Annotated in this window: 16 protein-coding genes; all 16 read left to right on the top strand. The window is 42.8% G+C overall.

The features are described from left to right. A complete protein-coding gene (locus EPL05_RS04910) occupies window positions 1–537 on the top strand; it encodes a DUF3341 domain-containing protein (protein ID WP_128532668.1) in 537 nt (178 codons plus the stop codon). Beyond that, the gene (locus tag EPL05_RS04905; protein WP_317127881.1) at window positions 530–1,105 is read left to right on the top strand and encodes a c-type cytochrome; all 576 of its coding nucleotides are present in this window, start codon (window positions 530–532) and stop codon (window positions 1,103–1,105) included. Before EPL05_RS04910 ends, EPL05_RS04905 begins: the two co-directional genes overlap by 8 nt. Before the next feature lie 11 nt (window positions 1,106–1,116). Further along, on the top strand, window positions 1,117–2,376 hold the full coding sequence (locus tag EPL05_RS04900; protein WP_128532664.1) for a quinol:cytochrome C oxidoreductase: 1,260 nt from the start codon (window positions 1,117–1,119) through the stop codon (window positions 2,374–2,376). Between the two features lie 48 nt (window positions 2,377–2,424). Further along, the gene (locus EPL05_RS04895) at window positions 2,425–3,621 is read left to right on the top strand and encodes a cytochrome c oxidase subunit II (RefSeq protein WP_128532662.1); all 1,197 of its coding nucleotides are present in this window, start codon (window positions 2,425–2,427) and stop codon (window positions 3,619–3,621) included. Window positions 3,622–3,640: 19 nt separating this feature from the next. Further along, the gene (locus EPL05_RS04890; protein ID WP_128532660.1) at window positions 3,641–5,530 is read left to right on the top strand and encodes a cytochrome c oxidase subunit I; all 1,890 of its coding nucleotides are present in this window, start codon (window positions 3,641–3,643) and stop codon (window positions 5,528–5,530) included. 155 nt (window positions 5,531–5,685) lie between these two features. Continuing rightward, window positions 5,686–6,747: a COX15/CtaA family protein gene (locus EPL05_RS04885; RefSeq protein ID WP_128532658.1), complete on the top strand. Its 1,062-nt coding sequence runs from the start codon at window positions 5,686–5,688 to the stop codon at window positions 6,745–6,747. Then, window positions 6,744–7,643, top strand: a complete 900-nt coding sequence (cyoE, locus tag EPL05_RS04880) for a heme o synthase (RefSeq protein WP_128532656.1) — start codon at window positions 6,744–6,746, stop codon at window positions 7,641–7,643. The genes EPL05_RS04885 and cyoE overlap by 4 nt, the downstream gene beginning before the upstream one ends. Then, window positions 7,640–8,221, top strand: coding sequence for a cytochrome c oxidase subunit 3 (locus tag EPL05_RS04875; protein WP_243837216.1), 582 nt, complete (start codon window positions 7,640–7,642; stop codon window positions 8,219–8,221). The genes cyoE and EPL05_RS04875 overlap by 4 nt, the downstream gene beginning before the upstream one ends. A 7-nt stretch (window positions 8,222–8,228) precedes the next feature. Then, window positions 8,229–8,951, top strand: coding sequence for a cytochrome c oxidase subunit 3 (locus EPL05_RS04870; protein ID WP_128532654.1), 723 nt, complete (start codon window positions 8,229–8,231; stop codon window positions 8,949–8,951). Window positions 8,952–8,972: 21 nt separating this feature from the next. After that, complete coding sequence (locus EPL05_RS04865; protein WP_128532652.1) at window positions 8,973–9,323, top strand: cytochrome C oxidase subunit IV family protein; 351 nt, start codon at window positions 8,973–8,975, stop codon at window positions 9,321–9,323. Between the two features lie 41 nt (window positions 9,324–9,364). After that, window positions 9,365–10,021, top strand: a complete 657-nt coding sequence (locus tag EPL05_RS04860; protein WP_243837215.1) for an SCO family protein — start codon at window positions 9,365–9,367, stop codon at window positions 10,019–10,021. Between the two features lie 105 nt (window positions 10,022–10,126). After that, window positions 10,127–10,702, top strand: coding sequence for a DUF420 domain-containing protein (locus EPL05_RS04855; RefSeq protein WP_128532648.1), 576 nt, complete (start codon window positions 10,127–10,129; stop codon window positions 10,700–10,702). A 13-nt stretch (window positions 10,703–10,715) separates the two neighbouring features. After that, complete coding sequence (locus EPL05_RS04850) at window positions 10,716–10,991, top strand: hypothetical protein (protein WP_128532646.1); 276 nt, start codon at window positions 10,716–10,718, stop codon at window positions 10,989–10,991. A gap of 46 nt (window positions 10,992–11,037) precedes the next feature. Beyond that, on the top strand, window positions 11,038–11,700 hold the full coding sequence (locus EPL05_RS04845) for a DUF2461 domain-containing protein (RefSeq protein ID WP_128532644.1): 663 nt from the start codon (window positions 11,038–11,040) through the stop codon (window positions 11,698–11,700). A 19-nt stretch (window positions 11,701–11,719) separates the two neighbouring features. Continuing rightward, window positions 11,720–12,547, top strand: coding sequence for an OmpA/MotB family protein (locus tag EPL05_RS04840; RefSeq protein ID WP_128532642.1), 828 nt, complete (start codon window positions 11,720–11,722; stop codon window positions 12,545–12,547). Window positions 12,548–12,638: 91 nt separating this feature from the next. Further along, complete coding sequence (locus EPL05_RS04835) at window positions 12,639–14,297, top strand: tetratricopeptide repeat protein (RefSeq protein ID WP_166727634.1); 1,659 nt, start codon at window positions 12,639–12,641, stop codon at window positions 14,295–14,297. Window positions 14,298–14,359: the final 62 nt, after the last annotated feature.

The following is a 14,359-nucleotide window of genomic DNA, read 5'->3' as shown; positions in this document are numbered from 1 at the left end:
ATGAGTAGTACAAAATTCATATTAGGCTTATTTGATGATCCCGATGACATGATGCACGGGATAGAAAAGCTGCAAAAGAACAGTATCCCTATTTACGATGTTTACACCCCTATGCCTATCCACGGGATAGAGGATAAACTGGGCGTAAAAGAATCAAGGCTTGGCTACGCGGCGTTTTGCTTCGGCTGCTTGGGTATGACAGTTATCTTCAGCATATTGTATTACACCCTTGTACACGATTGGCCAATGAACGTTGGTGGTAAACCAAACTTCGCTATACCAAACTTTGTACCGTTCACCTTTGAGTGGACCATATTATTCACCGCGTTTGGTATGACGCTTACCTTTTTTGCCGCTACCCACCTTTTCCCGGGCCGCGCGCCAAGGGTAATGGACCTGCGTGCAACTGATGACCGTTTTGTTATCGCCATCAATGCCAAAGGCAACGTTCCACACGAGGATATCACTAATTTATTAAAAGAAGCAGGCGCTGTAGAAGTAAAGCATAACGACAGAAAATATGTTAGCTATGAATAAATTTAAAATATTGGGCACAACGGCTATCGTTATCGCTGCATCGATCGTATTCACATCATGCAAGGATAAACGCAGTACCGGCTGGGAATATGCCCCCAATATGTACGAACATACCGCATACGACCCGGACCAACCTAACAGTCAGTTTAAGGATGGTAAAACCGCACAGGTTCCACCGGCAGGTACTATTCCTGTAGGTTTTAAGCGTTTTGATTACCCTAACACACGTGAAGGTTACGATAAAGCAAGTTTGGAAGTAGCCAGCCTGATAGCGCAAACGCCAAAGCATTTAGCCGAAGGTAAAGTGTTGTTCACTACATTTTGCTCTCCTTGCCACGGTTTAAGCGGCCAGGGCGACGGTTTGGTTGTTCAGCATGGTTATCCTGCTCCGCCGTCTTATTCTAAAGGGCAATCATCACGCGGTGGTGCGATGAAGGATCTCACCGACGGTAAAATTTATCATACTATAACTTATGGAGTAAACTCTATGGGTTCATACGCATCCCAGGTAGCACCTGAAGATCGCTGGAAAATAGTTATGTATGTTCATCAATTACAAAAATTATAAGATTATTTTTAATGAAGACTCATAATAATTTTGACGAGAAATTTGAATTTACAGGGAGCGCCAAAACATGGAGTTTGGTGGCCCTTGTAGCTGGTGCGATTTGCATTGTAATAGGTTTTGTATTGGGCGGCGTACACGTAGAGCGTATGTTCAGTAACTTATTGCTTATGTCTTACTACATGGTATGTGTTTGCACTGCCGGTGTTTTCTTTTTGGCCTACCAATACGCTGCACAGGCGGGCTGGTCTGCATCGTTAATAAGAATACCGCAGGCTTTTGCCAAGGTATTGCCAATAGCAAGCTTGATTTTAATTTTAGTAGTTACCGCGGGCTTGTTTACTCACCACGAAGTGATTTTTGAGGGGAAAAAACAAATGGTGCCCTACTTATATGCATCATGGGCCACGCACGGCTTAACCATAGTGGGCGACCATAACTATAACGCGGTAATAGCCGGTAAGGCACCGTTTTTAACTATAGGCTTTTTCTACGGATTTTTAGTCGTATTCCTGGGTGCTTATAGCTACTTCGGATACGCTTTAACCAAATGTTCTACTGATGAGGATACCGAAGGCGGTATGCGCAATTACGATAAAAGCTTTGCGCTGGCTTGTACATTTTTGGTAATCTTTGGCTTCACTTTCCCCATATTCGCGTTCGGTACTATCATGTCGTTAGAGGCACACTGGTTCTCTACCATGTTTGGCTGGTATAACTTAGCCGCCATGCACGTTAGCGGCTTGGCCATTATTGCACTGGTGATCGTGTTATTAAAAAAGAAGGGTAATTTTTTATGGCTTTCGGAAAACCATTTGCACAGTTTAGGTAAAATGATCTTCGGATTCTCCATCTTTTGGACCTACGTATGGTTTGCACAATTCTTCCTTACCTGGTATGCCAACATTCCTGAAGAATCTGTATACTTCTTCAAGCGTTGGGAACCCGAGTACAAATGGTGGTTCTGGTTAAACATCGTCATGAACTTCCTGTCTCCGTTATTATTACTGATGTCTCGTGATGCAAAACGTTTAACAAACCGCATGATGTGGACTTGTATATTGCTTATAGCGGGCCATTGGCTTGATTATTACCTGATGATTATGCCGGGTACCGTTGTAGAGAACAGAGGTTTTGGTGTAGAAGAGATAGGTAGCTTTATAGCATTTGCAGGTTTGTTTACTTTCCTGATGCTTACCGCATTAAGCAGGTTCAAATCACTTGTGCCTAAAAAACACCCGTTCCTGCAAGAGAGCCTGCATCATCACATATAATAATTATTAAATTTGCAACAGAATACAGCATTCAAAACCACCAATAAAATGGGATTTAAAAGTTTAATTAGTTCTAAAAAAATGCTCTCGCTTTTAGCTGCATTTCTGCTGTTAGGCACCAACATGCTTATGGCCCAGGATGCAGCGACTGACGCGGCGGCAACTGCCCCAAGTGGCGATGCTACACCAAGTGTTTGGCTTGGCCCTGGTTATTATGTATTGATATTTGTTATTATATGCTTTGTTGTAGGCATCGTTGGCAAGATACTGCGTGTTTATGATCTTACCCAGCAGATCCAAAACAAAAAGCCAATCAATTGGCACAATGTAATGGGTATTTGCTGTATCATATTCCTGGTTGCAGGTATGTATGGTGCTTATTGGGAGTTTGCAGTACAAGGCGCTATGATATTACCCGAGTCTGCTTCTGCACACGGTGTAAAGATAGATGAGATGTTTTGGACAACCACCGTGTTAACCGTCATCGTATTTGTAATTACGCAGGTATTGCTTTTTGGTTTCTTATTCCGTTACCGTTACAATGCAAACCGTCGCGGGCACTTTTTGCCGCACAATAACACTATCGAGAAAGTTTGGACCATTGCACCGGCTATCGTGTTAACCATCCTGGTTATCTTTGGTTTCTTTACCTGGCAGCAAATTACCAATTCGCTTGATGCTAAAGGTGAGCAGGCTTCTATTAATGTGGATATTACAGGCCACCAGTTTGCATGGGAATTACGCTACCCTGGTACCGACGGCCGTTTAGGCGAAACCAGTTATAAACTGGTAAGTGGTACAAACAAAGTAGGGGTTGACTTTAAAGATAAATTCAGCTACGATGATTTGCAGGCTGATACCATGTATCTACCTGTCCGTAAATCAATCCGATTAAATATTCACGCGCAGGATGTTATCCATAGCGTTTACATGCCACATTTCCGTGTTCAGCTTAACGCGGTACCGGGCTTGCCAACTTTCTTCAAATTTACGCCAACCATTACCACCGCAGAAATGCGCCGTAAAGTAGGTGATCCTAAATTCGAGTACCTTGTATATTGCAATAAAATATGCGGGGCAGCACATTACAACATGCAAAAAGTTGTACGTGTGGTTGAAGAGTCAGAATACCAGGCATGGTTAGCACAGCAAAAACCTTACCTCACAGACCAGGTTAAAAAAGATTTGAAATTTGCCGTAACAAAACCGGCCGCAACACAAAACAGGTTAGCGTTAAACAATTAATTCAAAAAGATTAGCGAGTATGTCAACATTATCAGTTCAAGATCACGGAGTAGTTCATCACGAAGACGATCACGGACACCATCATCATAAAGAAACGTTCCTGAGTAAATACATTTTTAGTCAGGATCATAAAATGATCGCGAAGCAATTCCTGGTTACAGGTATTACTATGGCGGTTATCGCGATGATATTATCTATATTATTTCGTATCCAGTTAGCTTACCCTGATAAAGCTTTCCCTTTAATGGAAACCTTATTGGGCCGTTTTGCACCCGGTGGTCGTTTAAATGCCGATTTTTACCTCGCGCTGGTTACCATACACGGTACCATCATGGTATTCTTTGTACTTACAGCCGGCCTAAGCGGTACCTTTAGTAACCTGCTTATACCTTTGCAATTAGGTGCACGTGATATGGCATCGCCATTCATGAACATGCTTTCGTACTGGTTCTTCTTTACCGCCAGCGTGGTAATGCTTTCTTCATTCCTGGTACAAAAAGGCCCTGCAAGCGGTGGCTGGACTATCTATCCGCCGTTATCTGCCCTGCCAAAGGCAATGCCGGGTTCTGGTATGGGTATGACGTTGTGGCTCATCAGTATGGTGCTGTTTATCGCATCATCATTAATGGGTGCAATCAACTACGTAAGTACGGTATTAAACATGCGTACCAAAGGTATGGATCTTTGGAAAATGCCTTTAACTATCTGGGCGTTCTTCCTAACCGCTATCCTGGGTATCCTGGCATTCCCGGTACTGGTTGCCGGTGTGGTATTATTAATATTCGACCGTAGTTTTGGTACAAGTTTCTACCTTTCGGAGATCGTACTGGGCGGCAGCGCGCAGCCTTTTGAAGGTGGTAGCCCTATATTGTTCCAGCACTTGTTCTGGTTCCTGGGTCACCCCGAGGTGTACATCGTAATTATGCCTGCAATGGGTATATCATCAGAAGTAATGTCTGTAAACTCCCGTAAACCAATCTTTGGTTACCACGCCATGGTTTACTCGTTAATAGGTATTACTGTCCTGTCGTTTATCGTATGGGGTCACCACATGTTTGTAACGGGTATGAATCCGTTCCTGGGTGGTGTGTTCATGATCACTACGCTGATCATCGCCGTACCATCGGCAGTAAAAACATTTAACTGGCTGGCTACTTTATGGCGCGGCAACATCCGCTTTACATCAGCTATGCTGTTTGCCATCGGGATGGTTTCTTTCTTCATCTCTGGTGGTTTAACCGGTATCTTCTTAGGTAACGCCGCGTTGGATATCAACCTGCACGATACCTACTTTGTGGTTGCCCACTTCCACCTGGTAATGGGTTCAGCTGCAATATTTGGTATGTTGGCCGGTGTATACCACTGGTTCCCTAAAATGTATGGCCGCATGATGAATGAGAAATTAGGCTACCTGCACTTTTGGCTAACTTTTATAGGCGCGTACCTGGTGTTCTTCCCGATGCACTTTATGGGGCTTGATGGCGTACCCCGCCGTTACTATGCCTTCACCGAATTTGAATCGATGAAACGCTGGTTATCTGTAAATACATTTATCACTTGGGCAGCTATTATGGCGGCTTGTGCACAGGTTGCATTCCTGGTTAACTTTATATATTCCATGTTTTGGGGTAAGAAAACTGTACAAAATCCATGGGAGGCAAACACTTTGGAGTGGACAGCCCCTATAGAGCATTTCCACGGTAACTGGCATGGTGAGATACCAACTGTATACCGTTGGCCTTATGATTACAGCAAGCCTGGTGCAGAAGAGGACTTTATACCACAAACCGTTCCGCTTTCGCAAACCATGAGCTCTAACCTGCCGCATGATTTTGAAGACAACCCGGCCGGGTTAGAAGCACATGCTAAATGGGCCAGTACTCAAAAAAGCAACGAAGAAGTAAAATAATTTAATACTGATCTGATCTTTTAGGGTAGTTGAATTTCAAATTTGAAGATTTGAAAATGGGTGAATTTGAAAATGAAAATAATTTTCAAATCTTCAAATCAGAGAATCTTCAAATTAATAAATTCAGTTACCCTAATTTGTTAGAAATATTCTGAATGAGCAGTAACGTATCCGGGAACAGATTTCTAAAAATAAACTTACTTACTATCATCCTGCTGTTTGTATTGATATTGGCAGGAGGGGTTGTGCGCAGCACAGGTTCTGGTATGGGCTGCCCGGATTGGCCAAAATGTTTTGGGCGGTATGTGCCACCAACAACTATATCAGAATTGCCTGCAAATTACAAACAGGTTTATGCCGATAAACGCCTGGCCAAAAACCAGAAGTTTGCCAAAATGCTGGATATATTTGGTTACAGCCAGATGGCTATGCGCATCCGTAACGACAGATCGATACTGGTGCCCGAAGAGTTTAATAGCGCACGCACCTGGACGGAGTATATCAACCGTTTAATAGGTGCTATTACCGGTGTATTTTTGTTTCTGGCGGTTATCTACTCTTTTAACTACTGGAAGAGTAGTAAATTAATAGTTATCCTGAGTATAATAAACTTGTTGTTGGTAGGCTTTCAGGGGTGGTTGGGCTCTATAGTGGTATCAACTAACTTAGTAGCCTGGATAGTTACCGTGCACATGTTACTGGCTTTGGCCATACTTGCTATAAGCATAGCTACGTACCACATGGCTAAAGTTAACGGGCGATATAAACTTACAACAAAGCCGTTTATTGCCATACTTACAGTATTGGTATTGGCTTTAAGCATATTGCAGATAACCTTTGGCACCGAGGTACGCGAAAAGATAGACGCGGTGGCCAGCCATTTAGAAGGCAGTTACCGCGATAGCTGGACGTCCCGAGCGGGAGAAATATTCTCGCAGCACAGGGACATGGCCGTGATTGTGTTAATACTCAACGTTGTTTTATACGCGTTGATCCGCCGTACGTTTAGCAGGCATTCTATGCAGCAGCAGTTAATGAGCTTTACCTTTTTAATGCTGATGCTACAGATTGTGACCGGCATCTTATTGTCATATTGGGCTTTACCGCCTTACGCACAGGCAGCACATATTGTATTGGCAAGCTTGGTTTTTGGTGCTCAGTTTTATTTACTGCTGAATTTATACAGTTCGGCTAATTTACAGGGGGCGAACAGATGAAGTGGGCCGATTTTAGTAAACTGATAAAACTGAGGCTTACCTTTTTGGTAACGTTTTCGGCATCCATATCGTTTATCATCGCTGTGAAGGCAAACGGTGGTGATACCTGGGGCTCGCTTTACAGCAGTACCATGTGGCTCAACTGGGTAAAATTGGTTGTAGGCGGTTTCCTGGTTACTTCGGCGGCAAACAGCTTTAACGAAGTTATTGAAGTGGAGACCGATAAGTTAATGAAGCGTACCATGGACAGGCCAATGCCTGCCGGACGTATGACCACCGGCCAGGGCTTGGTATTAGGCTTAGGCATGGGGATGTTGGGTACTTATCTTTTAGGTAGTTTAAATATCCTTACCGGCTTACTGTCAGTGTTCTCTATCTTATTATATGCGTTTGTGTATACGCCGCTAAAACGCAGGTCCGGAGTAACAGCGGTGGTTGTAGGCGCTATACCGGGTGCATTGCCTGCCTTAATTGGATACGTGGCCGGGCAGCCCCATGGCCGTATAGACGAGATCGCGCTGATACTGTTCAGCATTCAGTTCATTTGGCAGTTTGTGCATTTTTGGGCCATTGCCTGGGTGCTGGATGATGATTATAAGCTGGCAGGGTTCCGCTTATTGCCTACAGGTAAAAGAGATAAGGCCAGCGCCGTAATAACCTTTATATTTGCCATTATAATGGTGCCGGTGAGTTTATTGCCAACTATTTATGGTTACGGCGGTTATTATGTAGGCGGCGTATCATTAGCAATGAGCCTGCTGTTTTTATACCAGGCATTTAACCTTTTACGTACGCTGGAAGTTACTGCGGCCCGTAAGTTAATGTTTGGCTCTTTTTATTATTTACCGGTTGTGCAATTAATGTTTTTGTTTGATTTTATAGGAAAAGTGAAATGATGGCTAATATAGAACAGGAAGATAAGCACCAGTTTGCGCCGAAGAAATTCAACATGTGGGTATTCGTATTTACATCGTTCATGTTCTTTGCCGCGCTTACCAGTGGTTTTATCGTATACAGCGGTGGCCACGGTACAGGCATCAATATTAAATTGCCCGCTATTTTCACGTACAGCACTATTATCATTGTGATAAGCAGTATTACCATGTACCTGGCATCCAAAGCCGCGCGCGAAGTGCAATTTGGAAAACAACGTCTTTTTTTAACCATAACCATATTGTTGGGCGTAGCATTTTTTGCTATACAATCCTACGCGTGGTTAGTATTGCTGCCCGGCATGGGCATTTATTTCAGCAACCCAAATGCATCGCAATCTTTTGTGTATGTATTTATATGGATGCATTTATTACACATTTTAGCCGGTGTTTTGCTCTTAGCTAATACGCTTAGGGGTACTTACGGGAACAAGCCGCAGGTTAAAAATTTATTTGGAATGCAGATGTCCTCTATTTTTTGGCATTTTGTCGATATTATATGGATTTATCTGTATGTTTTTTTACTTTTGAACCAATATTAACAAACACATGAGTGCACAAGTATCACCTATTGATGAAGTAAAATCCACACCATGGTCTGGCGGTAAATCACCGTTTGATGTGGAGTACGGTAAAATGATGATGTGGTTTTTCCTCCTGTCGGATGCGTTTACCTTTTCTTCGTTATTAATTTCTTACGGCGCTTTGCGTTTTAGTTCTGCAAGCTGGCCAGCTCCCGATCTGGTATTCCAATCGGTACCATTAACAAGTATAGAACACGGCGCACCGCTTGTATTTGTGGGCTTAATGACATTTATACTCATCATGAGTTCGGTAACCATGGTATTGGCTGTAGAAGCCGGTCACCGTATGGCCAAGAAAGAAGTGCTTTGGTGGATGCTTGCAACTATTATAGGTGGTTTTACCTTTTTAGGCTGCCAGGCATTAGAGTGGACACACTTACACCACGAAGGTTTTTGGTGGGGAAGTATCCCGAATGTAGAGGAGCTTAAACACCTGTTTAAAGGCGGCAAAGAAGCTACATACGGTACCTACGCGCAGCAATTTGCAAACTTGTTTTTCACCATAACAGGTTTCCACGGTTTCCACGTATTTAGCGGTGTAGTTATCAATATCATCATCACTATAAACGTGCTGGTTGGTACTTATGCAAAACGCGGTAGCTATTTAATGGTCGAAAAAGTGGGTCTTTACTGGCACTTTGTAGATCTTGTATGGGTATTCGTATTTACCTTCTTCTATTTAGTATAAAAAATTTAACTGATCAAATATATGTCATCAGAATCAACAGGTGCTCACGCAGAGCACGGCGAGCATGAAGGAATGACCCGTAAAAAAATATGGGTAGTTTTTGGGGTACTATTACTTATAACAGTAATTGAATTTATTTTCGCCCTATATCTTGTGCCAAAGGAATATGTTCCGGCTCATTGGGCTAACCCGGTATACATTGTACTTACATTAGTTAAGGCGTTTTTTATCGTAGCATACTTTATGCACCTTAAATTCGAAAAGGTAGGTTTAGCACTGGCTATCATTGTACCTATCCTGTTTATTATAGGGCTTATACTGGTACTTACAAACGAAAGCCACTATTGGGTAGATCTGCGCCCTAAATTATAATGCGCAAGGCAAGCATTCTAAAAAAAATCCTGATCCTGGTAATGATATTAGCATTACCGGGATTTTTATATTATCTGCTAACCGTAAAGGGTAAAAACAGGTATACGCCGTTGCCATTTTACGGCAGTAAAACAGTAGCCAAAACCAGCCACCGCGTGCATGGTAAGGACATCCCCGATACCATTTACCACAAACTGGATGAGTTTAAGCTAACCGACCAGAACGGCAAACCGGTATCTTTTAAAAACTTTGATAAAAAGGTATTTGTAGCGGCGTTTTTTTACACCCGCTGCCCGGAGGTTTGCAACACGGTTAACAGTTTTGTTGATAGCCTTGATATTAACTATCGTAAAAATAAGATGGTACATTTCGTATCCATCACGGTAGACCCGGAACACGATACACAGCCCGTTTTGAAGCAATATGCCGCTAAATTTAAACCGAGCGATAAGTGGCTGTTCTTAACCGGAGATACATCAACCATATACAACCTGGCACACAACGGGCTGCTGGTTAACGCAAGCAAGGCGGGTGAAGGCAGTTTTATTTTAGATGACAAGCTGATACTGGTCGATTCGGAGAAACGCATCCGTGGCTATTACTCCGGCACTTCGCGCCCTGACGTAATGAAGTTAAAGGACGAGATAAAAGTGCTGATAGCTGAAGAGCTGCGTAAGGTTGATAAAGCGTTGTATTAGAGCCAAGATTCAAGAAACAAGATTCAAGAAGAAAACAATTGCGAACTCATTTAAATATTACAGGCATCCTGATTCTTGAATCTTGCCGTACTGAATCTCTACAAAATGACTGATAAATTCATATTCCGTTTCGTTGCAGGTGTTACCATTTTTGTAATAGCCGTTGTAGTTATTTTAAACCGCCACCTAATACCAGGCCCCGCGGTGCCGCCTTCGTTTACGCCTTACCTGCCATTGCTTAATGCGTTCCTGAATGGTACCTGTAGTATTTTGCTGTTGGTATCGTTATACTTTATTAAGCAAGGTAATATCACTGTGCATAAAAGGCTTAACATTTTAACCTTCTGCCTGTCGTCGCTCTTCCTGGTATCGTACATTTTGTTCCATTACCTCATGCAGCACGATACTCCTTACGGCGACACAAGCGGCGATGGCATAGCCTCCCCCGAAGAGAGAGCCACTGCCGGCGGATTGCGTACCTTATACTTAACTATCCTGGTTCCGCATATTGTATTGGCGGCGGGCGTATTACCGCTTATATTGTTGAGTTTTTACCGCGGCTTGCAAATGCAGGTAGAAAAACATAAGAAACTGGTAAGATGGGCGTTTCCTATATGGTTGTTCGTTACAGTATCCGGAGTTGTTGTATATTTGATGATCAAACCTTACTACCATTTTTAATTTTTTTGAAAGCATGAAAAAGGTTACTTATTTATTCTTCGCCATAGCGTTCGGGTTAACCATCTTAAGCATTGTACCTGCCAAAGCGCAATGTGCCATGTGCACAGCTGCGGTAGAATCAAACTCTAAAAGTGGTAACCATGCCACTAAAGGATTAAATGCAGGCATTATGTATTTGTTAGCCGCGCCTTATTTAGCTGTTACTGTTTGTGGGTACATCTGGTATAAAAAATACCGCCGTAAAAATGTTGTCCTTGATATGCACAACGAAAAGCTCAACTTAAATTAAACTTTACTACAGCTACTCCGTTGTTAGTAATTATTAATTTTCAGGCATGATTAAGGCACAAACGCTCAATTTTTTAAAGGAACTTGTAGATAACAATAACCGGGAGTGGTTTCAGGCAAATAAAGAACGGTACGACAAGGCGCGCGAAAACCTCATCGAGCTTACTACCAGCCTCATCAGCAAAGTACATCAGATAGATCCTGGTGTTAGTGCCGACCTCGACCCCAAAAAAAGTGTGATGCGCATTTACCGCGACATTCGCTTCAGCAACAATAAAACACCATATAAAAACAATTTTGGCGTTAGTATACCATCGCATGGCTTAAAGCTGGGCGGCGTAGAATACTATCTGCAGATCCAACCGGGTAAATCTTTCATTGCCGGCGGTTACTGGATGCCTGAGGCCGAACACCTGAAAGCTATTCGCCAGGAAATTGATTATAACGCTGCCGATCTGAAGAAGATAGTTGACAACCCCGGTTTTGTAAAGCTGTTTGGCGAGTTCAGGAAACAGGAACAACTAAAAACTGTTCCGCGCGATTACAGCGCCGATAACGAAAATATTGAATTGCTAAAACTGAAAAGCTTTATCGTTTTTCACCAGCTTACAGATAAGGAAGTGCAAAGCGCCACAGCGGCAGAAGATATAGCCGGGCTATGCAGTAAGATCTACCCGTTGAATGTTTTCCTGAAGAACGCCATCGGTTAACCTATATTAATACAGTATCATGAAAATTAAACATCTTTTATTAGCCGCGACACTGATGATGGCACTGCATTCATGCGTGGTGTTATCGCCAAAAAAGTACAAAGCGCTTTTAGCTGAACGCGATTCGTTATCCACCCGCACGGTTAGCCTCGAAAGCGAAAAGAGCCAGCTCATGGCAGATACAGCACGTCTGCATGGCCAGATAGCCAAGCTGAACGGTAACTACAGCGAGTTGGATAAAAAGTATAACAGTTTAGATAAAAATTACAGCGCCAGTTCCTCAAAGGTAACCGAACTATCGTCTGACCTGCAAAAACGCGAGGCGCGCCTGAAAGAGGTGGAAGAGATTCTGCGCAAGCGCGACGAAGCCACAAATGCCCTGAAGGATAAACTGCAGAAAGCGCTGCTCGGCTTCCAGCAAAGCGGCCTGAGCGTAGATATCCGTAATGGTAAGGTGTACGTATCTCTTACGGATAAATTGTTGTTCCCGTCGGGCAGTATTGTTATCGACGAAAAAGGCAAACAAGCTTTAAAATCGCTCGCTGCCGTTTTAAATAAAGAAGCCGATATTAATATAGCGGTAGAAGGGCACACCGATAACAAAAAGGTAAAAAACCTTGGCCAGATAAAAGATAACTGGGACCTGAGCGTACTGCGTTCAACATCGGTGACCCGTTATTTAACCGAGGTGGAAATGATAGATCCCAAAAGGCTTACCGCCACAGGCAAGGGGGAGTTTCAGCCGATAGATACCGGCGAAACACCGGATGCACTATCCAAAAACCGCCGCATAGAAATTGTGCTAACGCCGAAACTGGATGAGTTATATAACCTCATCACCAAGTAAACGCCATTTATTGAAATAAGAGTCTTCCTGCAAAGGGGGATTTTTTTTGCGCTCATCTTTTTTATTAATGATAATATGGTATTTTTATATCATGCCTACTCCTTTTAAACTAATCCCGGCCTGCGTACTGTTGTGCCTTGCCTTTGTTGCCAACGCTGCAATCCCTGTTGACACGATCATAAAACGCCCTGTTCCCATTTCTAAAACAATGAGCTACCAGGTAAGCGATTTTTCGGTCTATTTTAAGGAAGGGATAGCCAGTATTCGTAAGGATAGTATGGATAAAGGCGTGAAATTATTATCAACAGGGTTTGGCTATGTACTTTCTAAAGGCGATATCCAACGGGTGTTGAGTTACCAGCTGCTGGAATTGATAGATCTTATTGATATTACAGCTCGAGGAAAGCTTTCGCCGGCCGAAGTAGTGCCGATGCATGCATTCTTGAAAGGAGTGTTTGCAGACAGTTCCGGTAACATAGTAAAAACGGTTTTGCCCTACATCAATAAAGCTCCCTCAACAACTTTTGTGAAGCGGTTAAAGCTTTTGCTACAGTTCGATACGCCGGATAAGATCAATTCTGACCTGAATAAATTGCTAATAGAAAAACCTGATTTGCTTGGTGCGAATTTGCTTAAGGCCGAAATATTGTTCGGGCAGGACAAATTTGCAGAAACTGTAGGTTATTGCACCAAAGTGATATCGCTTTCACCGCAGTATGCTCATGCCTATCACCTCCGCGCAAAAAGCTACGAGGGATTAAAATTACATAGTAAGGCATTGGTAGACTATGACCAAACAATAAAATTATTCCCGGCGCATTTTGAAGCCTTTTATGAACGGGCAGATATTTACATGGATGAGGATAAATACCGCCAAGCTATTAATGGCTACCTGCAAACTTTGGCTATAGTAAATAATTACAAGTGGTGCCATTATAACCTGGCACGGGCATATAAGGATGTAAATATGACGGATAGCGCAATGTTTTATATCAATTTGCACCTCAATACCTACAAGGAGGATGCGGACGGCTTCAATATTAAAGGCGAGATTTTTTACGCCATGGATGATTACCCGGCGGCCATTGCCCAACATAACCGGGCCATAGCCTACAACCCCAACCGCAGCGACTTTTATGAAGAACGCGGCGACGCTTATTTTTACGCTAAAGACATTACCAACGCCATGGTTGATTTTAAAAAGGCGTTTAGTATGGATAAAAACAATAAATATTTGATGGACCGCATTGGCAATTGCTATCATAGCAATGGTGATGAAGTAAAAGCAATATCGTGGTACCAGGCGGCTTTGAAAATAAACCCCAATTATAAATATGCATACGTGGATATGGATATTTCTCTTAATAAACTTGGGAGGTACAAAGAAGCAATTGCAGCGCTTGAAAAAGCGGTCGCCATTGATAGTACCTACGCCATTGCTAACGGCAATATGGGCTGGGATTACTATTGCCTGGGTAATTACGATGCTTGTATAAAACACTCTTATAAGGCCCTTAATTACCAGGAGGATGCTACCTATGCCATGTTTAACATAGCTTTAGCTACCCTGGCAAAGGGCGATTTTGAAAAAGCCAGGGAACTGTATACGCAATTTGTCAAAACCTGTAAAGAAAAAAACTATCCCATAAACGACGGCGCTATAACTGACCTGAACGACCTCATCAAGAAAAAAATAATGGTAAAAGAAGCGACTTATATTATTGAGAACATATTACGGAAGACTGATTGATACAATTGCCGGCCTAAAGCAACCATAGCCGGTAAGCAAACGTAAGGCTTGTAAGGCCCTAA

The sequence above is a fragment of the Mucilaginibacter gilvus genome (assembly GCF_004054195.1).
Classification (GTDB): Bacteria; Bacteroidota; Bacteroidia; order Sphingobacteriales; family Sphingobacteriaceae; genus Mucilaginibacter; species Mucilaginibacter gilvus.
Note: the sequence above shows the minus strand (reverse complement) of the source record. Positions and strands in the feature narration are given on the sequence as shown.

Excerpts from the sequence above, each read along its gene's own strand:
- EPL05_RS04910 (WP_128532668.1), top strand. The coding sequence starts at position 1 with ATGAGTAGTACAAAATTCATATTAGGCTTATTTGATGATCCCGATGAC.
- EPL05_RS04905 (WP_317127881.1), top strand. The coding sequence starts at position 530 with ATGAATAAATTTAAAATATTGGGCACAACGGCTATCGTTATCGCTGCA.
- EPL05_RS04900 (WP_128532664.1), top strand. The coding sequence starts at position 1,117 with ATGAAGACTCATAATAATTTTGACGAGAAATTTGAATTTACAGGGAGC.
- EPL05_RS04895 (WP_128532662.1), top strand. The coding sequence starts at position 2,425 with ATGGGATTTAAAAGTTTAATTAGTTCTAAAAAAATGCTCTCGCTTTTA.
- EPL05_RS04890 (WP_128532660.1), top strand. The coding sequence starts at position 3,641 with ATGTCAACATTATCAGTTCAAGATCACGGAGTAGTTCATCACGAAGAC.
- EPL05_RS04885 (WP_128532658.1), top strand. The coding sequence starts at position 5,686 with ATGAGCAGTAACGTATCCGGGAACAGATTTCTAAAAATAAACTTACTT.
- cyoE (WP_128532656.1), top strand. The coding sequence starts at position 6,744 with ATGAAGTGGGCCGATTTTAGTAAACTGATAAAACTGAGGCTTACCTTT.
- EPL05_RS04875 (WP_243837216.1), top strand. The coding sequence starts at position 7,640 with ATGATGGCTAATATAGAACAGGAAGATAAGCACCAGTTTGCGCCGAAG.
- EPL05_RS04870 (WP_128532654.1), top strand. The coding sequence starts at position 8,229 with ATGAGTGCACAAGTATCACCTATTGATGAAGTAAAATCCACACCATGG.
- EPL05_RS04865 (WP_128532652.1), top strand. The coding sequence starts at position 8,973 with ATGTCATCAGAATCAACAGGTGCTCACGCAGAGCACGGCGAGCATGAA.
- EPL05_RS04860 (WP_243837215.1), top strand. The coding sequence starts at position 9,365 with ATGATATTAGCATTACCGGGATTTTTATATTATCTGCTAACCGTAAAG.
- EPL05_RS04855 (WP_128532648.1), top strand. The coding sequence starts at position 10,127 with ATGACTGATAAATTCATATTCCGTTTCGTTGCAGGTGTTACCATTTTT.
- EPL05_RS04850 (WP_128532646.1), top strand. The coding sequence starts at position 10,716 with ATGAAAAAGGTTACTTATTTATTCTTCGCCATAGCGTTCGGGTTAACC.
- EPL05_RS04845 (WP_128532644.1), top strand. The coding sequence starts at position 11,038 with ATGATTAAGGCACAAACGCTCAATTTTTTAAAGGAACTTGTAGATAAC.
- EPL05_RS04840 (WP_128532642.1), top strand. The coding sequence starts at position 11,720 with ATGAAAATTAAACATCTTTTATTAGCCGCGACACTGATGATGGCACTG.
- EPL05_RS04835 (WP_166727634.1), top strand. The coding sequence starts at position 12,639 with ATGCCTACTCCTTTTAAACTAATCCCGGCCTGCGTACTGTTGTGCCTT.